Source organism: Streptomyces sp. NBC_00885, assembly GCF_045207475.1.
In the GTDB taxonomy this organism is placed as follows: domain Bacteria; phylum Actinomycetota; class Actinomycetes; order Streptomycetales; family Streptomycetaceae; genus Streptomyces.
The window spans coordinates 7,183,042-7,199,086 of record NZ_CP108796.1 but is presented as its reverse complement, the minus strand read 5'-3'; the positions used below and the strand labels follow the sequence as shown (position 1 = coordinate 7,199,086).

The window sequence follows — 16,045 nt, the reverse complement described above, 5'->3', positions numbered from 1 at the left end:
GCCTTCCCGAGGGTCGGTGGGCCGAGTGGCCCCAATGGCCACCGGCTGGCCCATCGTAGCCAGGCCCCGCGTGCTCCACCGAGGCACACCCGCCTCCCGCCGTCGCGTACGACGTATGGACGCAACCTGACGGGAGTGGAAAGCTCGAAAGACGACCGCGGGCATCGCCGGAGCTGCCCCCGGACGCCGTCCGGGACCTCCCTCATGGCTCCCCGCGCCCGCGGCCCCACTCTCCTCACCGGGCAATCGATCGGGAGGCAAGATCATGGGCGACAAGAACGCACACCCCGGAGCCGCCGGCAGGGCAGCTACGGCCGACCAGCCCTCATCCGTACGGAACGTGGTGCTGGTCGGCCACAGCGGATCGGGAAAAACAACATTGATCGAGGCCCTGGCGCTGACCGCGGGAGCGGTCAACCGCGCGGGCCGGGTCGAGGACGGCGGGACGGTCTCGGACTACGACGAGATCGAGCACCGGCAGCAACGTTCCGTCCAGCTGTCCCTGGTCCCCCTCGAATGGGGCGGGTACAAAATCAATCTCCTGGACACTCCCGGATATGCCGACTTCGTCGGGGAGCTCAGGGCCGGTCTGCGAGCCGCGGACGCGGCCCTTTTCGTTGTCTCGGCCGCGCAGGAGGCCGACGCGATCGCCGGCGCGACCCGGATGGTGTGGGAGGAGTGCGCGGCGGTCGGAATGCCGCGCGCGATCGTCGTCACGCATCTGGAGACAGCGCGGACCGACTTCGAGGAGCTGACCCGGGTCTGCGGGAACATCTTCGGCGGAGACGACCCCGACGCCGTACTGCCGCTGTATCTGCCGCAGTACGGGGCGCAGAATCCCGACGGGCACGCCCCGGTCACCGGCCTCGTCGGACTGCTGTCCCAGAAGATCTTCGACTACTCCTCCGGCGAACGGAAGGAGACCGAGCCCGATCCGGCACAGACACCGCTGATCGAGGAGGCCCGCAACCGGCTGATCGAAGGGATCATCGCCGAGAGCGAGGACGAGACCCTCATGGACCACTACCTCGGCGGCGGCGAGATCGACCTCAAGACGCTGATCGGGGACCTGGAGAAGGCCGTGGCGCGCGGCATCTTCCACCCGGTGCTGGCCGCGGCCCCCGCCCCCGAGGGTGCCAAGCAGGGGCTCGGCACGGTCGAGCTTCTCGAACTCATCACCGGCGGCTTCCCGACCCCGCTGGAGACCACCGCCCCCTCCGTGACCACCCCGCAGGGCGCGCCGCGCCCGCAGGTGAGCTGCGACCCGGACGGTCCGCTGGTGGCCGAGGTGGTCAAGACCGCGTCCGACCCCTATGTCGGCCGGATCTCGCTCGTACGGGTCTTCTCCGGCACCCTGCGCCCCGACGAGACCGTCCATGTGTCCGGGCACGGTCTGTCCGACCGCGGACATGAGGACCATGACGTCGACGAGCGCGTCGGCGCGCTCTCCGCGCCCTTCGGCAAGCAGCAGCGCCCGCTCGGCCACGTCATCGCCGGAGATCTCGCCTGTGTGGCCAAGCTGGTCAGGGCGGAGACCGGGGACACGCTCTCGGCGAAGGACGACCCACTGCTGATGGAGCCGTGGACGATGCCCGATCCGCTGCTGCCGCTGGCCATCCAGGCGCACAGCAAGCCGGACGAGGACAAGCTCTCCCAGGGGCTTTCGCGACTGGTCGCCGAGGATCCGACGATGCGTCTCGAACAGAACCAGGCGACCCACCAGGTGGTGCTGTGGTGCCTCGGTGAGGCCCACGCGGATGTCGCGCTGGAGCGGCTGCGCAACCGCTACGGCGTCCAGGTCGACGTCGTACCGCACAAGGTGTCGCTGCGGGAGACCTTCGGCGAGCGGTCGGCGGGACGCGGGCGGCATGTGAAACAGTCCGGCGGGCACGGCCAGTACGCGATCTGCGAGATCGAGGTGGATCCGCTGCCGGCGGGCTCCGGGATCGAGTTCGTCGACAAGGTGGTGGGCGGCGCGGTGCCGCGGCAGTTCATCCCGTCCGTCGAGAAGGGCGCACGCGCGCAGGCGGCGCGCGGGGTCGCGGCCGGATATCCGCTCGTCGACGTACGGATCACGCTGCTGGACGGCAAGGCGCACTCGGTGGACTCCTCCGACGCGGCCTTCCAGACGGCGGGCGCGCTCGCGCTGCGGGAGGCGGCGGGCGATGCGCGCATCCATCTGCTGGAGCCGGTGGCCGAGGTGCGGGTGCTGGTCTCGGACGAGTACGTGGGTCCGGTGATGAGCGATCTGTCGGGGCGGCGCGGCCGGGTGGTGGGCACCGAGCAGGCGGGCGGGGGGCGCACGCTCGTACGGGCCGAGGTGCCGGAGATCGAGATCGGGCGGTACGCGGTGGACCTGCGGTCGATCTCGCACGGCACCGGGCAGTTCAGCCGCTCCTACGCCCGGCATGAGGCCATGCCGCCGCAGCTGGCCGACAAGATCCGCGAACAGGCCGAGCACGGCGCATAGTTGAGGGTGCCGCCCGCCGACCGCTGTGGGGCGGGCGGCACTTCAAACCTGTGACGTGGGCCGTGCGCCCCCGATACGCTGTAGTGCCCCAGCTCAGAAGGTGTGCGGGGCGCGGTAGTTGGGAACAGGCCGCAGTGCGGATGCTTGCGGCGATGGGGGCGGTAGTGGCAAACGACGCTTTCGATTTCACTCCCGGGGCACAGGTCCCGCTCCTGGGCTCGGCCGGACAGACGGCGGCGACGCATGCGCTCGCCTCCGCCGCGTACCGCGACAGCCCGGTCAAGGACCTGCTCAAGGCCAACAGCGAGTGGCACAAGTCGGAGGTGAAGCCGGGGAAGTTCTCGCTGTTCGAGCCGAATCTGGGCGAGGCGTTCTCGCGGGCGGTGCAGCTGCGGATGCTCGGCGGCGCACGCAAGGCGCTGATCCAGTCCTTCGGCACGGAGCCGCAGGCGGTGGTCGAGCACTGCCTGGCCGCCACCCGGATCCGCAAGGAGCGCGACGCCAGACTCACCGGTGTGATGGCTGTCTTCGGGCTGCTCTTCCTGCCCGGACTGCTGCTCTGGCTGGTCGTGTTCCAGCTCCGGCGGACGATCGCGGGGGCATCCAACAAGCGGGCGGGGGCCCTCGGCACCCTGCTGCTCGTCGGCATCGGCGGCCTGGCCGTGATCTTCCTGATCAAGCTGCCGTTCGGCGGGCTGCTCGGCTACTACATCCGCGGCATGATCGTGGCGCCGGTCATCGGCTGGGTACTGGCCAAGCGGATCTGCGAGTCCACGGCCAAGGATCTGCGCGCCCGCTGGGACAGCCTGCTGTCGGGCGGCGGTCTCGGCGCCAAGGTCCCCGAGGCGGTCCCCGGTCACCCCAATGAGACCGCGCGCGAGCAACTGCGCCAGGGACTTGAGAAGCTCACCGCCGAGCAGCAGTCCAACGCGGTCTTCTACGCGGGCCCCAAGGGCATACTCGGCATGGGCACCCGCTGGGGGAGCTGGCAGATGGCCGAGGAGCTGGTCTCGAAGGAGGCCGGCAAGGACATCAACCAGTTCCGCAGCTGGGACGTGATACGAGCGGTCCACGACAAGCTGAAGATGCTGGAGCGCGGCCCGCTGAACTCCGGCGGCTTCCCCACTCCCTCGGTCAAGCACTGGATCGTGGCGCCGGTCGGTGAGAACGCCGGAGAGGTGTCCCGGCCGGAAGGCCAGGACGTGGAGACCTTCCAGGTCAAGGGCCACGAGATACAGCGGATCTGCAATCACCAGCAGTTCGGCGGCGGGAACCGCCACTATCTGGGCGTGCAGTTCACGCTCTGGGACGGCCAGTTGGTGATCACCATGATGATCACCGTGACCGTGCTCCACGAGACGCTGCGCGTCGAGGTGACCGGGCACGCGCTCGGCCCGGTGCACTCGCTGTTCACCACCAAGCCCGCACCCAAGACCGTCACGGTCGCCAAGACGGTCCGCTTCTGGGAGACCGTCGACCGGGCGCTGCCGCTGGTGGAGACGCCCGAGGTGGTGCGGCTCGCGGTGCGGGCGCCCTTCACCTGGTATCCGCCGCTGCTCGACTTCCTCGGCGGCAAGCTGGTGCTCCCCGAGCCCTTCGGGCTGCGCCACGCCTGGGCCGAGAAGCCCTGGCGGCACCGCTTCATGGCGGACGACGCGATGCGTGCGGCGACGCCCGTCCTGCGCGTGACGCACGCGGCGGCGATGAAGGTGCTCGAGGAGAACGGCGTGGACACCGAGCGCTTCGGCAACCGCTCCATGATCGTGAGCGGCTTCGTCCAGGACCCCTCGCCCCGCAAGGCCGACCTCTACGACGCGTAGGAGCGGCCCGTACGACGCGTGGGAGCGGCCCGCCCCTTCAGGAGGCGGGCCAGGCCTCCGCCAACATCTTGCGGGTGTCGGCGAGCAGCTGCGGCAGCACCTTCGTGTGCCCGACGACCGGCATGAAGTTGGTGTCCCCGCCCCATCGCGGCACGACGTGCTGGTGCAGATGCGCGGCGATCCCGGCGCCCGCGACCGTGCCCTGGTTCATTCCGATGTTGAAGCCGTGCGCGCCCGACGCCTTGCGCAGCGCGGTCATCGCGTGCTTGGTGAACAGCGCGAGCTCGGCGGTCTCCGCGTCGTCCAGTTCGGTGTAGTCGGCGACATGACGGTAGGGCACGACCATCAGATGCCCGCCGTTGTACGGGTAGAGGTTGAGCACCGCGTAGACGTGCGAGCCGCGGGCGATGACGAGCCCGTCCTCGTCCGACGTGGAGGGGATCACGCAGAAGGGACAGCCGTCGTCGGCCCCCGGACCGGTCGGCTTGTTCTCTCCCTGGATGTACGCCATGCGGTGGGGTGTCCACAGGCGCTGGAACGCATCCTGCGTCCCGACTCCGATCTGCTGCTCCGGCTCAAGCGTCATGCTGTGCAGCATATGACTTCGCCCGGCCGCGCAGACGGGAGACCCCCGCAGCGCCGATCGCGCTGCGGGGGTCTCGTACGGTGTGCGTGCCCACTGCCGCGCGGGCGGCGGACATCAGAGCTGGACGCGCTCCTCGACGACCTTCGCGATCTTCGCGATGGCCTCGTCGACCGGGATGCCGTTCTCCTGCGAGCCGTCGCGGTAGCGGAAGGAGACCGCGCCGGCCGCCATGTCCTCGTCGCCCGCGATGACCATGAAGGGCACCTTCTGCTTCTGCGCGTTGCGGATCTTCTTCTGCATGCGGTCCGAGGAGGCGTCCACCTCGACCCGCAGCCCCTTGGTCTTCGCCTTGGCGGCGAACTCCTGCAGGTAGGGGATGTGCGCGTCGCCGATCGGAATGCCGAGCGCCTGGACCGGCGCGAGCCAGGCCGGGAACGCGCCCGCGTAGTGCTCCAGCAGCACCGCGAAGAACCGCTCGATCGAGCCGAACAGTGCGCGGTGGATCATGACCGGGCGCTGCTTGGTGCCGTCGGGACCGGTGTACTCCAGGTCGAAGCGCTCCGGCAGGTTGAAGTCGAGCTGGACGGTGGACATCTGCCAGGTACGGCCGATGGCGTCCTTGGCCTGCACGGAGATCTTCGGCCCGTAGAACGCGGCGCCGCCCGGGTCGGGGACCAGCGGGAGGCCCTGCTTCTCGGCGACCTTGCGCAGCGTCTCGGTCGCCTCCTCCCAGATCTCGTCGGAGCCGACGAACTTCTCCGGGTCCTTGGTGGACAGCTCAAGATAGAAGTCGGTGAGGCCGTAGTCGCGCAGCAGGTTCAGCACGAAGGTCAGCGTCGAGTCGAGCTCGTCCGCCATCTGCTCCTTGGTGCAGTAGATGTGCGCGTCGTCCTGGGTGAAGCCGCGGGCCCGGGTCAGGCCGTGCACGACGCCCGACTTCTCGTAGCGGTACACGGTCCCGAACTCGAAGAGACGCAGCGGCAGTTCACGGTAGGAGCGGCCGCGCGCATCGAAGATCAGGTTGTGCATCGGGCAGTTCATGGGCTTGAGGTAGTAGTCCGTGCCCTCGTCGAGCTGCATGGGCGGGTACATGCCCTCGGCGTACCAGTCCAGGTGACCCGAGGTCTCGAAGAGCTTCCCCTTGGTGGCGTGGGGGGTGTAGACGAACTCGTACCCCTCCTCCTCGTGCCGCTTGCGGGAGTAGTCCTCCATGACCCGGCGTACGACACCGCCCTTGGGGTGGAAGACCGCGAGACCGGAACCGATCTGGTCCGGGATGGAGAACAGGTCCAGCTCGTTGCCCAGCTTGCGGTGGTCGCGCTTCTCCGCCTCGGCGAGGAACTCCAGGTGAGCCTTGAGCTCTTCCTTGGAGGGCCAGGCGGTGCCGTAGATGCGCTGCAGCATCGGGTTCTTCTCGCTGCCGCGCCAGTACGCGGCGGCGTTGCGCATCAGCTTGAACGCCGGGATGTTACGGGTGCTGGGCAGGTGCGGACCGCGGCACAGGTCCTTCCAGCACAGCTCGCCGGTCTTGGCGTCGAGGTTGTCGTAGATCGTCAGCTCACCGGCGCCGACCTCGACGTTCGCACCGTCGTCGGAGGAGGCGGAGCCCTTGAGCCCGATCAGCTCCAGCTTGTACGGCTCGCCGGCGAGCTCCTCGCGGGCGGCCTCATCGGTGACCACGCGCCGCGAGAAGCGCTGGCCGCGCTTCTGGATCTCCTGCATCTTCTTCTCGATGGCCTTGAGGTCATCGGGGTGGAAGGGCTTCTCGACGTCGAAGTCGTAATAGAAGCCGTCCTTGACCGGCGGGCCGATGCCGAGCTTGGCCTCGGGGAAGAGCTCCTGCACGGCCTGCGCCATGACGTGCGCGGTGGAGTGCCGCAGGATGCCCAGGCCATCCTCGGAGGAGATCTCGACGGGCTCGACCTCCTCGCCGTCCTTGACCTCGTACGAGAGGTCCTTCAGCTCACCGGCGACGCGGGCGGCGATGACAGTGCGCTCGCCGGGGAAGAGGTCGGCTGCCGTGGTGCCCGTGGTCACCACGCGCTCTTCCCGCTCGGAATCGCGTTGGATGATCACACGGACGTCTGACACCGGTCTCTCCTGACTGAAGGGGGACGCCGCGTTGGTAGTGGGCGCGCTACGAATCGTACCGAGCCGGTGGGGTCCGTCGCGAAACGGTTAGCCGGGGGCTCCGCCCCCGGACCCCCGCTCCTCAAACGCCGGAGGGGCTGAAGTTCAGCCCGTCCGGCGTTTGAGGACACGCGCGAAGCGCGTACGGAGGTCTGGGGGCTTGCCCCCAGTTCGGGATGGGGGTACCTCCCACGGCCGCCAGGCCGTAGGGGGAGGGCGGGCAGGGGAACAGCCCCGCCGCAGGCGCACCGGCACCACCGCCCCCTCACTCCCCCTGACACGCCTCCTCGAAGAAGTCCAGGTTCTCCTGGAGCGACTTCATCAGCCGGTCCCGCTCCGCCTCATCCACCTGCACCGGAACCACATTCGACGCATCCGTCAGCCGCCGGAACCCCCCTCGGCTCTCCAGGCGCCCCACGACCCGGATCGGCAGGCCGACCAGGTGCGCATGGCCCGCCGTGCGGTAGGAGTCCTCGTCCAGTGCCACCCGGACGTGCGGCACCTCCACTCCCGCCAGTACGCGCAGCCGTACCGTCCCCGCCCCCCGCGGCCCGGAGCGGCGCATCCGGACCACCGTGCCGGTGACGCGGACCGGCACGGACGGCTCGTCCTGGAGATAGCGGGCGCCGGCCTCGCGCAGCGCGGGCAGGTCGCCCGGCGAGAACTCGACCGCTTCGTTCCGCGGCGCGCAGCCTGCCGGGACTCCCGCCGCGGGTGACCACTCCAGCGCCACCCGCGCCCCTTCGGACCCCCGCACCAGCGCGATGATCGCTTCCGTCAGCTCGCGGCTGACTCCCGCCTCGACGGCGGCGTCGAACGCCTCCATCCCGCCCGTCGCGCGCTGGTAGTCCGCCGCCTCCCGCGCCGCCTGCAAGGCGTGGTACAGCCGCACCACGACCGCACGCCCGCTCTGCACCGGCACGAACGCGGTCAGGCTGCGCCCGCCGGGCGCCGGTCCCACCAGGACCCCGTCCAGCGAGGCCTGCGCCTGCCGCCGGTGCCGCGCGCCGTAGTACCCCGCGCGGCCGCGCGCCGCGAGCGCTCCGGCCATCAGCATCTGCCGTGCGGCTCCCCGCAGTTGCTCCTGTACGGTCCACGAAGCCGCGCCCGAAGGACCCGGGGGCACATCACGCCACCACCGGATCTCGTCGCTCGGCACGCTCAGCCCGACGAGCACCTCACGGGCCGAGGGCGCGGCGCTGCGCGCGAGCGCGGTCAGCGCCTCGCCCAGCAGGTCCTCGCAGTCCGGGAACGACCTGCTCTCGGGCACCAGCAGACTCGTACCGCCCGCCCCGGGTCCCGGCGGCGTCCAGCGCGCATAGCGCCCGGCCGCTCCGCCGCGCCGCCGCCAGCCGTGCCGGTCCAGGAGCGCCCCGAGGACGACGGGGTCGACCTGGGCGGGGTCCGGTTCGCCGCTCCCGTACCAGGCGCCCTTCAGGTCGCCCGCCGGTTGGGGCCGTACCGACTCGTCGAAAGGCCGCTGCATCAAGGTCTCCCTCCCGCCCCAACCCTGGTCATGATCTCGCAGAGCGCCCGGTCGTCGAAGATCCGCGAGGTCGGGATCCGCACAGTGGTCCTGCTCCTGCCCGTCACCGGGTGGCCTGCCAGGTTGGTCCAGTAGCAGCAGTGCCGCAGATCGAGCCGGTCGTGACTGGCGCGCAGCCACTCGCCCTGGGTCCGGGGGACGAGCATCACGACGAGGATCTTGTGCACGGACACCGGGGTGCGGGCCAGCTTCACCAGATGGTCGTTGTCGAGGGTGAAGGAGAACGCGGGTCCCGGTGGGTGCGGTGGGATCTGGTACGTGCACTTGAGCTGCACCTTGATGGTCACCTCGTCGTCGACGGTGTGACCGGCCGAGCTGTGGCTGACATGCCAGTCGATGCCGTTGTCCGGAAAGGGCTGCGACAGGGAGCAGCCCGCCGCTGCGGCAACGGCGTGCAGATAGCCCACCTGGAGCGTCTCCATGCAGGCGGTGGTGGCGAGTGCTCCGCGCAGCGGTACGGTCCGCTGGTGCAGCAGCCCTCCCCCTCGACCTTCGGCCTGGGAGGTACCCCCAGACTCAGGCTGCGTGAGCGCCATGGCTCCTCGTGCCTTCCGGGCTGTGCCGATCGATGTCCCCTGGACGGGACGTCAACTCGCGTACCCGTCATCTGTGTTGTCACCGCCCGGCGTACGGCGCAAACAGCCCGGGTATCACCGATTCGGGCAGGGGGATCACGCCATCTGCCACGCATGTGCGAGGAGTTCGGGGATGACGCGCTGGTATGACGGCCCCCTGGCCGCATTTGACACTGAGACAACCGGAGTCGACGTCGAGGAGGACCGCATCGTTTCGGCTGCGGTCGTCGTCCAGGACATGACGGGCGGCCGCCCGCGCGTCACACGCTGGCTGGTCAATCCCGGGGTGCCCGTGCCCCCGGGAGCCACCGAGGTGCACGGGCTGACGGACGATCACCTTCAGCGCAACGGCCGCTGGCCGGCGCCCGTGGTGGAGGAGATAGCAAGGCTGCTTGCCGAGCAGTGCGCCGCGGCCCGCCCGCTCGTGGTGATGAACGCTCCCTTCGATCTGACCATCCTCGACCGGGAGTTGCGGCGCCATCGCACGGCGTCGCTGGCCCAGTATCTGGAGAACGTCCCGCTGTGCGTGCTGGATCCGAGGGTCCTGGACAAGCATCTGGACCGCTACCGCAAGGGCCGCCGTACTCTCTCGGACCTGTGCGACCAGTACGAGGTGGTGCTGGACGGCGCCCATGACGCGGCCGCGGACGCGATGGCGGCGCTCGAGGTCACCCGGGCGGTGGGGCGCCGTTTCGCCTCTCGGCTGGAGCGTCTTGCCCCCTCGGAACTGCATACGCTGCAGGCGGTGTGGCATGCGGCGCAGGCGCGCGGGCTGCAGGCGTGGTTCGCCCGCAGTGGTGCGCCGGAGGAGGTGGACCCGCACTGGCCGCTGCGTACGGACCTTCCCGCCGCGGCCTGAGTCCGGGTGGCGCCCCGATCTGGGCGCCACCCGGTCGCGTCGGCCGATCTGGTCGGCCGATGACGTCAGCCGGTGAATCCCGCGGTGATGGAGGTGAATTGCCAGTTGCTCTGGCTGATGCCGGAGCAGTTGCTCACCACGCCGCCGCCGGGGCAGGGACGGTCACGGTTGACCGACCAGTACGCGAGCCGTGCGATGTGGTGGGAGTTGGCCCAGTCCTTGATCTGGGTCCAGGTCGCCGGGCTGGTGAGTTCCTGCTGGTCGCTGAGGCCGTTCATGCCCGAGATGCCGATATGGGCGTAGGCGGTGTCGTCCGACCAGCCGAAGGTGCTCTTGAGCTTGGTCTTGAGCCCCTCGGTGGCGTTGACGGTGTTGCCGTACATGTCGGCGCCGCCGCCGAAGTCGAACGGCATGATCGTGAAGACGTCGATGTCGGCCTGGAGTGCGTTCGCGCGCTCGATGAGCCGACTGCCCCACCAGGTCGGGCCGGTGGTGCTGGTGCCGAAGGTGAGGATCGTCTTCAGGCCGGGGTTGTTCTGCTTGACGATCTTCAGCGCGCCGAGGATCCGGTCCTGGACGACCTCGTTCTCGAACTCGTCACTGTTCTCGATGTCTACGTCGATGGCCTTCAGCCCATAGGCGCTGATCACCTGCTGGTAGGCGCCGGCCAGCGCCTCGGGGGTCGAGCAGTTCGGGCCGAGCTTGTTGCCGCTCCAGCCGCCGATGGACGGGACGATGTCGCCGCCCGCGCCACGGATCGCGTTGATGGTGGACTGGTCGGTGCCACCGGTGAGCGGGCGGTTTCCGTCCCAGGCGGGGTTGCAGCCGCCGGAGGAGAGGATGAAGGCCATGGTGAACCACTTGATGCCGGTCGCGCTCATCACCGAGGTGGCACTGGGTGGGTCTCCCCAGCCCAAGTAGAGGTACGGGGCCGCCTGCTTGAAGCCGGTGCCACCCCCGCCGCCCGCGTCGGTCGTCACAGAGACGGCAGTCGAGGCCGGTGAGAGATTGCCTGCCGCGTCGCGGGCACGGACCGTGAAGCTGTACGCGGTGCTGGCCGCCAGGCCACTGACGGTCGCGCTGGTGCCGGTCACCGTGGTGGCTCTCGTCGAGCCCTGGTAGACGTCGTAGCCGGTGACGCCGACATTGTCGGTCGACGCGTTCCAGGCCAGTGAGACGCTGGACGAGGTCTTGCCGGTGGAGCGCGGATTCGTGGGCGTGGTGGGCGCCTGGGTGTCGCCGCCGCCTCCGCCGCCGGGACCGTCGAGGCTGATGTCGTCGGCGTAGTAAGTGCCCTGCGCGTACCAGCCGTTGACGTAGATCTCGGCGGTGGTCTGTGCTGCGCCGGTCGTGAACGAGACGGACAGCTGGGTGTACCCGGTCGCGGACGGGGTCCAGGTGGACGTCCCGCCGGTCACGCCGAGGAAGACATAGCTGCCGCGCACCCAGCCCGAGAGTGTGTACGCGGTGTTGGGCTGCACGGCGACGGTCTGGGTGCACTTGGCGTTGTCGCTCGCGCTCGCGGCACCGGCGAGCGCCTTCGTACCGCTGTGCACGGGGCTGCTCACCACCGAGCCGAGTCCGCCGGTGCAGGACCAGCCGGACAGGGAGCCGGTTTCGAAGCCGGGGTTGCTGAGCAGGTTGGCGGCCTGGGCCGTGCCGGGCACGGCGAGCGATGCGGCTGCGGCGAGCAGCGCCGCACCGAGTCCGGCCAGTAGGCGATTTCGGATACGCACATGACCTCCCGGTGAAGGGGTGGGGGCGGGTCGTTCGGACCGGACGCGGCGCCACGATTGGTCTGGACCTGCGAGGCGGATTAGAGCGGAGTGGCGCGCTCACGTCAAGAGCGGACGCGGGACAACGGTCGCCGCCAACCCGGGAGTTGAAGCCCGGAAAACACAGTGAGGCCGGTCCGTCGACTGACGGACCGGCCTCTCCCGGTGGGCGATACTGGGTTCGAACCAGTGACCTCTTCGGTGTGAACGAAGCGCTCTCCCACTGAGCTAATCGCCCGGGAACGCACTGAACCATACAGGCCCCGGCGGGCTTGGTTCAAACTCCGTCCAGGTAGGCGGCAAGTCCCCGCCTGCCGCCGCGCATCATCACCGCGTGGTTGGCCCGGAAGGCCGGGCGGCACGGCACCGCCAGCCGCCTCATCAGCGGCTTGCACACCTCCACCTCCTGTTCGTACAGCGCCCGGGTGCCGGTGCCGCGCGCCGACAGCGTCCACCGCGCCCAGCCCTCGAGGTCCCCCTCCATCCCCACTTCGAGCACGCCTGCCGCCGGGTCACGCCGGTGGGCGCGGGCGGTGACGAGCAGTTCGTACGGGAGGAACGAGCGGAAGCGGGCCGTCCCGGTCAACTCGTCGAGCGGGGTCACCTCTCGCACCTGCGGCCACCAGCGCGGGTAGTCCTCGGCCCGCTCGAGCACCGCGAACACGGCGGTGGGCCGGGCGGTCAGGTCCCAGATGCTGCGGAAGCGGTATCGGCACCAGTTCATGGCCCAAGTCTGCGCCCGGGAAGGTGTACGGCGGGAGTACTCACACGCGAACTGAGTATGCGCGCCCATGCCCTGGGATGTGGCGGTGGCCACACTCCGCACTATGGAGAACGTTCCGCCACCCGCCGAGGAACTGGCGATCCTCGACCGCGAGCTCGTCCGACTGGACGCCCGCCGGGCCCAGTTGCTGGCCCGCAGAGCCTGGCTGCTCACCGTCGTACAGCAGCATGTGGCGCCGCCGCCGCCTCCGGCGGCGCGCCCCTTCGCCGCTCCCCCGCCTGACGCCGCGCCGCGCAGTGTGCAGAACCTGCTGCTCACCCTCGGCGGCATTCTGCTGGCCATCGCCGCGATCGCGTTCACGCTGGTCAGCTGGGGTCACTTGGGCATCGGCGGGCGCTCGGCGGTTCTCGGCGCCGTGACCGTCGCGGCGCTGGCCGCACCGGTCGCGCTGCTGCGGCGCACGCTCACCGCCACGGCGGAGTCCCTGGCAGGTCTCGGCCTGGTGCTGATGGTGCTGGACGCCTACGCCCTGCACCGGGTCGCGCTGGCGGAGACCGGCCCGCTCGCCTTCGCGGCCGTCGCCTCGGCCGTTCTCGCGGCGCTCTGGTCGGCGTACGGACTGTCGCTGGAGCGGCTGCGGGTTCCGCTGCCGGCGGCCGTGCTGACCGCGCAACTCCCGCTGCCGCTCTGGTCGCTGACCGCCGGCCCGGGTGCGCCGCCGATGGAGTGGGCCCTGCTGGCGACCGCCTCGCTCGATGTCGCGGTCGCGCTGTGGACACCCACTAAGCCGGGACTCCGGCCCCTCGCAGCCACCGGCGCCGCGGTGACGGGTGGCTGGGCGCTGCTCATCGGCGGCGCGCAGTCGGTGACCGCGGACACGCCGCTCGACGCGCTCGCCCCGGCCGGGCTGCTCCTCGCGGCGGCCGGCGTGGCGCTCTTCGCGGCCTGGCGCTCGCCGTCGGCCGCGGTGCCCTGCTCCGCCGTGGCCGGTCTCGCGACGATCGCGGCGCTCGGCGCAGTGGCCCGCGCCGGCGTCCCCGAGGGATGGTCGGTGCTGGGGTATCTGCTGTGCGCGGTCGGCCTGTTGATTCTCGTACGGACACTCTCGCCGCGGCGACTGCGTCCGGGTCTGACGGCCGCGGCGGGCGCGGTCCACGCGCTCGCGGCCCTGCTGATGCTCCCCCTGGTGGCGCTCACCCTGGCGGGCCCGCTGTCGACGACGGACACCGTCTGGTCGTCGGCCACCGGGCCGACCGCCCGCGGCGCACTGGGCGTACCGCTCCCGGAGTCGGGCCTGACGGCGTCCCCGCTCGTCCTGCTGATCGTGGCGGCGACGCTGGCGACGGCGTCGCGCTGGTGGCTGTCGCCGACGGCGACGCGGACGGCCGCTCCCGGGGACGCCCCGGACGAGACCACACAGCACGACCGTGCGGGCGCGCCGGAAGCACCGACCCCGGCGGGGCACCCCGCCCCGGAGCCCGGCACGCCGGGTACGCCGCCCCCGGCCGGACCGGCAGAACCCTCCGCGGGCCCGTCGCCCACCGCCGCCGCCTGGCCCGCCTGGGGCCCGACCACCGGCGCTCCCTCGGGCCCGGCAGCCCGACCCGACCGCCGTGCCGCGGCGGGCACCGGGGCCCTCGCCCTCGCATGGGCCGGGCTGTTCGTCGTGCCGCCCGCGCTCGATCTCGACTACGTCGCGACCCTGACACTGCACATGCTCCTCACCGCCGCCGCCCTGGCGCTGGCCGCGCGTCCCGCGTGGACCGCCCGGCTTGCCCCGGCCGCCGTCCCCGTTGCCCTCACCTGCTCTCTCGCGGGCGCCGGGAGCGTCGCCGTACTGTCCCTGGCCACGCGGCCCGCGACGTTCACCGTGCTCGGCACCCTGACCGCCGCCCTCGCCGCGGCCGCGCTCGCCGCCCGCGGCCCGCGCGCCGTGCAGGCAGTCCTCGCCTGCACCGCCACCGGCTTCGCGACCGCGCTGCTCGGCGCCGTCGCCGCGGCCGCCGAACTCCCGCCCCACCGGGCCGCGTTGCTGATCCTCGCCGTCCCCACCGCCGTGGCACTGCTCGGGGCCCGGCTGGGCCGACACCCCGTGGCTCTCCCCATGGAACTCACCGGCGCGGCCGCGGGCCTTGTCGCGGTCGTCCTCGCCGCCGGGGACAGGCCGACCCTCGCCCTGGTGCTGGCGCTCGGCGGCGTGATCGCCGCGGGCACCGCGGTACGGGCCGAGCGCCGCCCCGCCGCCGGACATCTCGCCGCGGTGCTGTTCGTGCTCGCCACCTGGGTACGGCTGTACGCATCCGACATCACCACCCCGGAGGCGTACACCCTGCCTGCGACCCTCCCCGCGCTCGCCGTCGGCGTGCTGCGGCGCCGCCGCGACCCGGGCTCCTCGTCCTGGACGGCGTACGGACCCGGTCTCGCCGCGACACTGCTGCCGAGCCTCGTCGCGGCATGGGGCGACGACCACTGGCTGCGCCCACTGCTGCTCGGCCTCGCGGCCCTGGCCCTCACGCTCACCGGCGCCCGGCTGCGCCTTCAGGCGCTGCTGGTGCTCGGCGGCACGGTGCTCGCCCTCGACGCGCTGCACGAGCTCGCGCCGTACGTCGTCCAGGTCGTGGGCGCACTCCCCCGCTGGCTGCCGCCCGCGCTCGCCGGACTCCTGCTCCTCGCCGTCGGCGCGACCTACGAGCAGCGCCTGCGCGACGCCCGCAGGCTGCGGGACACCCTGGGCCGGATGCGCTGACCCGGCCCCGGACGCACGAACGCCGAAGGCCCGGAGACTTGACGTCTCCGGGCCTTCGGTCCGGGTGGGCGATACTGGGTTCGAACCAGTGACCTCTTCGGTGTGAACGAAGCGCTCTCCCACTGAGCTAATCGCCCGGGCACTCCGCAAAGATTACCCCATGTCAGAGTGTCCCCCAGACCATTTTCAGGTCACTCCTTGATCTTCCACGGCATCACGATGCCGAACTTCCAGACGTAGATCCCGACCAGCACCGCGATGATCACCAGGCCGATCGTGGTCAGGATGATGTTGCGCCGGCGGACCCTCGGGTCGAGCGCGCGCTGCGCCGCCTCGGTCACCTTCCGCTTGGTCCAGCGCAGCACCAGCTGCGCCCAGACGAACTCCGTCGCCCAGATCGCCATGCCGCCGAAGATCACCAGCCAGCCGGGTCCGGGCAGCGGCAGCATCACGATGCCGGCGCCGACCACCGCGAGGCCGACCACGAAAACGCCGACCTGCCAGCTCAGATGCAGCGGCCTGGACCGCTTGATGAAGTGGGGCGCCCTCGAGCCCAGCTCCGGCTCCGTCGCCGCCGTCACGTCCCCCGTGGCGGGAACCTCGGTCGTCTTTTCGACGACCTCGCCCCGCTCGTCACTCTCCGCATTCATGAAGCCAAACGTACCGGATTCGGCGTGGTCACCGGAATGGCCCTATAACACAAAGTGATGCACCGCTATACGAGCGACATGAAGGATCACAAAACGGTCAGAGGGGTTTACAACGGCACCGTAGGTGGCATGTCGATTTCGCCGACGTGCGAATCCCCGAGCGC

The 16,045-nt window shown here is 70.8% G+C and carries 11 protein-coding genes and 2 tRNA genes; 4 read left to right on the top strand and 9 right to left on the bottom strand.

The genetic code is table 11. From position 1 onward, the window contains the following. Window positions 1–265 precede the first annotated feature (265 nt). Together OHA61_RS32800 and OHA61_RS32795 are read left to right on the top strand one after the other, a co-directional pair. Window positions 266–2,470, top strand: a complete 2,205-nt coding sequence (locus OHA61_RS32800) for an elongation factor G-like protein EF-G2 (protein WP_406306061.1) — start codon at window positions 266–268, stop codon at window positions 2,468–2,470. Between the two features lie 164 nt (window positions 2,471–2,634). After that, a complete protein-coding gene (locus OHA61_RS32795) occupies window positions 2,635–4,290 on the top strand; it encodes a hypothetical protein (protein ID WP_406306060.1) in 1,656 nt (551 codons plus the stop codon). A 37-nt stretch (window positions 4,291–4,327) separates the two neighbouring features. Here the strand turns inward: OHA61_RS32795 and OHA61_RS32790 are convergent, their stop codons facing one another. The 4 genes from OHA61_RS32790 to OHA61_RS32775 form a co-directional block, all read right to left on the bottom strand. Beyond that, the gene (locus tag OHA61_RS32790) at window positions 4,328–4,888 is read right to left on the bottom strand and encodes an HIT family protein (protein WP_406306059.1); all 561 of its coding nucleotides are present in this window, start codon (window positions 4,886–4,888) and stop codon (window positions 4,328–4,330) included. 102 nt (window positions 4,889–4,990) lie between these two features. Beyond that, window positions 4,991–6,967, bottom strand: a complete 1,977-nt coding sequence (thrS, locus tag OHA61_RS32785; protein WP_324978465.1) for a threonine--tRNA ligase — start codon at window positions 6,965–6,967, stop codon at window positions 4,991–4,993. Window positions 6,968–7,271: 304 nt separating this feature from the next. Continuing rightward, window positions 7,272–8,492: a hypothetical protein gene (locus tag OHA61_RS32780; RefSeq protein ID WP_406306058.1), complete on the bottom strand. Its 1,221-nt coding sequence runs from the start codon at window positions 8,490–8,492 to the stop codon at window positions 7,272–7,274. Next, complete coding sequence (locus OHA61_RS32775) at window positions 8,492–9,088, bottom strand: DUF4365 domain-containing protein (protein ID WP_406306057.1); 597 nt, start codon at window positions 9,086–9,088, stop codon at window positions 8,492–8,494. Before OHA61_RS32775 ends, OHA61_RS32780 begins: the two co-directional genes overlap by 1 nt. 172 nt (window positions 9,089–9,260) lie before the next feature. Here OHA61_RS32775 and OHA61_RS32770 point away from each other — a divergent pair, with 172 nt between their 5' ends. Further along, complete coding sequence (locus OHA61_RS32770) at window positions 9,261–9,986, top strand: 3'-5' exonuclease (protein WP_406306056.1); 726 nt, start codon at window positions 9,261–9,263, stop codon at window positions 9,984–9,986. Between the two features lie 65 nt (window positions 9,987–10,051). Here OHA61_RS32770 and OHA61_RS32765 read toward each other — a convergent pair whose 3' ends face one another. The 3 genes from OHA61_RS32765 to OHA61_RS32755 all read right to left on the bottom strand — a co-directional run bounded on the left by OHA61_RS32765 (window position 10,052) and on the right by OHA61_RS32755 (window position 12,485). Next, on the bottom strand, window positions 10,052–11,722 hold the full coding sequence (locus OHA61_RS32765; protein WP_406306055.1) for a carbohydrate binding domain-containing protein: 1,671 nt from the start codon (window positions 11,720–11,722) through the stop codon (window positions 10,052–10,054). Between the two features lie 205 nt (window positions 11,723–11,927). Beyond that, a tRNA-Val gene (locus tag OHA61_RS32760) sits at window positions 11,928–11,999 on the bottom strand. 39 nt (window positions 12,000–12,038) lie between these two features. After that, window positions 12,039–12,485: an SRPBCC family protein gene (locus tag OHA61_RS32755; protein ID WP_361918823.1), complete on the bottom strand. Its 447-nt coding sequence runs from the start codon at window positions 12,483–12,485 to the stop codon at window positions 12,039–12,041. Between the two features lie 103 nt (window positions 12,486–12,588). Between OHA61_RS32755 and OHA61_RS32750 the strand changes: the two genes are divergently transcribed. Continuing rightward, on the top strand, window positions 12,589–15,231 hold the full coding sequence (locus OHA61_RS32750) for an SCO7613 C-terminal domain-containing membrane protein (RefSeq protein ID WP_406306054.1): 2,643 nt from the start codon (window positions 12,589–12,591) through the stop codon (window positions 15,229–15,231). A gap of 65 nt (window positions 15,232–15,296) precedes the next feature. Here the strand turns inward: OHA61_RS32750 and OHA61_RS32745 are convergent. Both OHA61_RS32745 and OHA61_RS32740 read right to left on the bottom strand, forming a co-directional pair. After that, window positions 15,297–15,368, bottom strand: a tRNA-Val gene (locus tag OHA61_RS32745). A 54-nt stretch (window positions 15,369–15,422) separates the two neighbouring features. Next, entirely contained in the window at window positions 15,423–15,881 is a 459-nt protein-coding gene (locus OHA61_RS32740; protein ID WP_406306053.1) for a TIGR02611 family protein, read from the bottom strand. Window positions 15,882–16,045 lie beyond the last annotated feature (164 nt).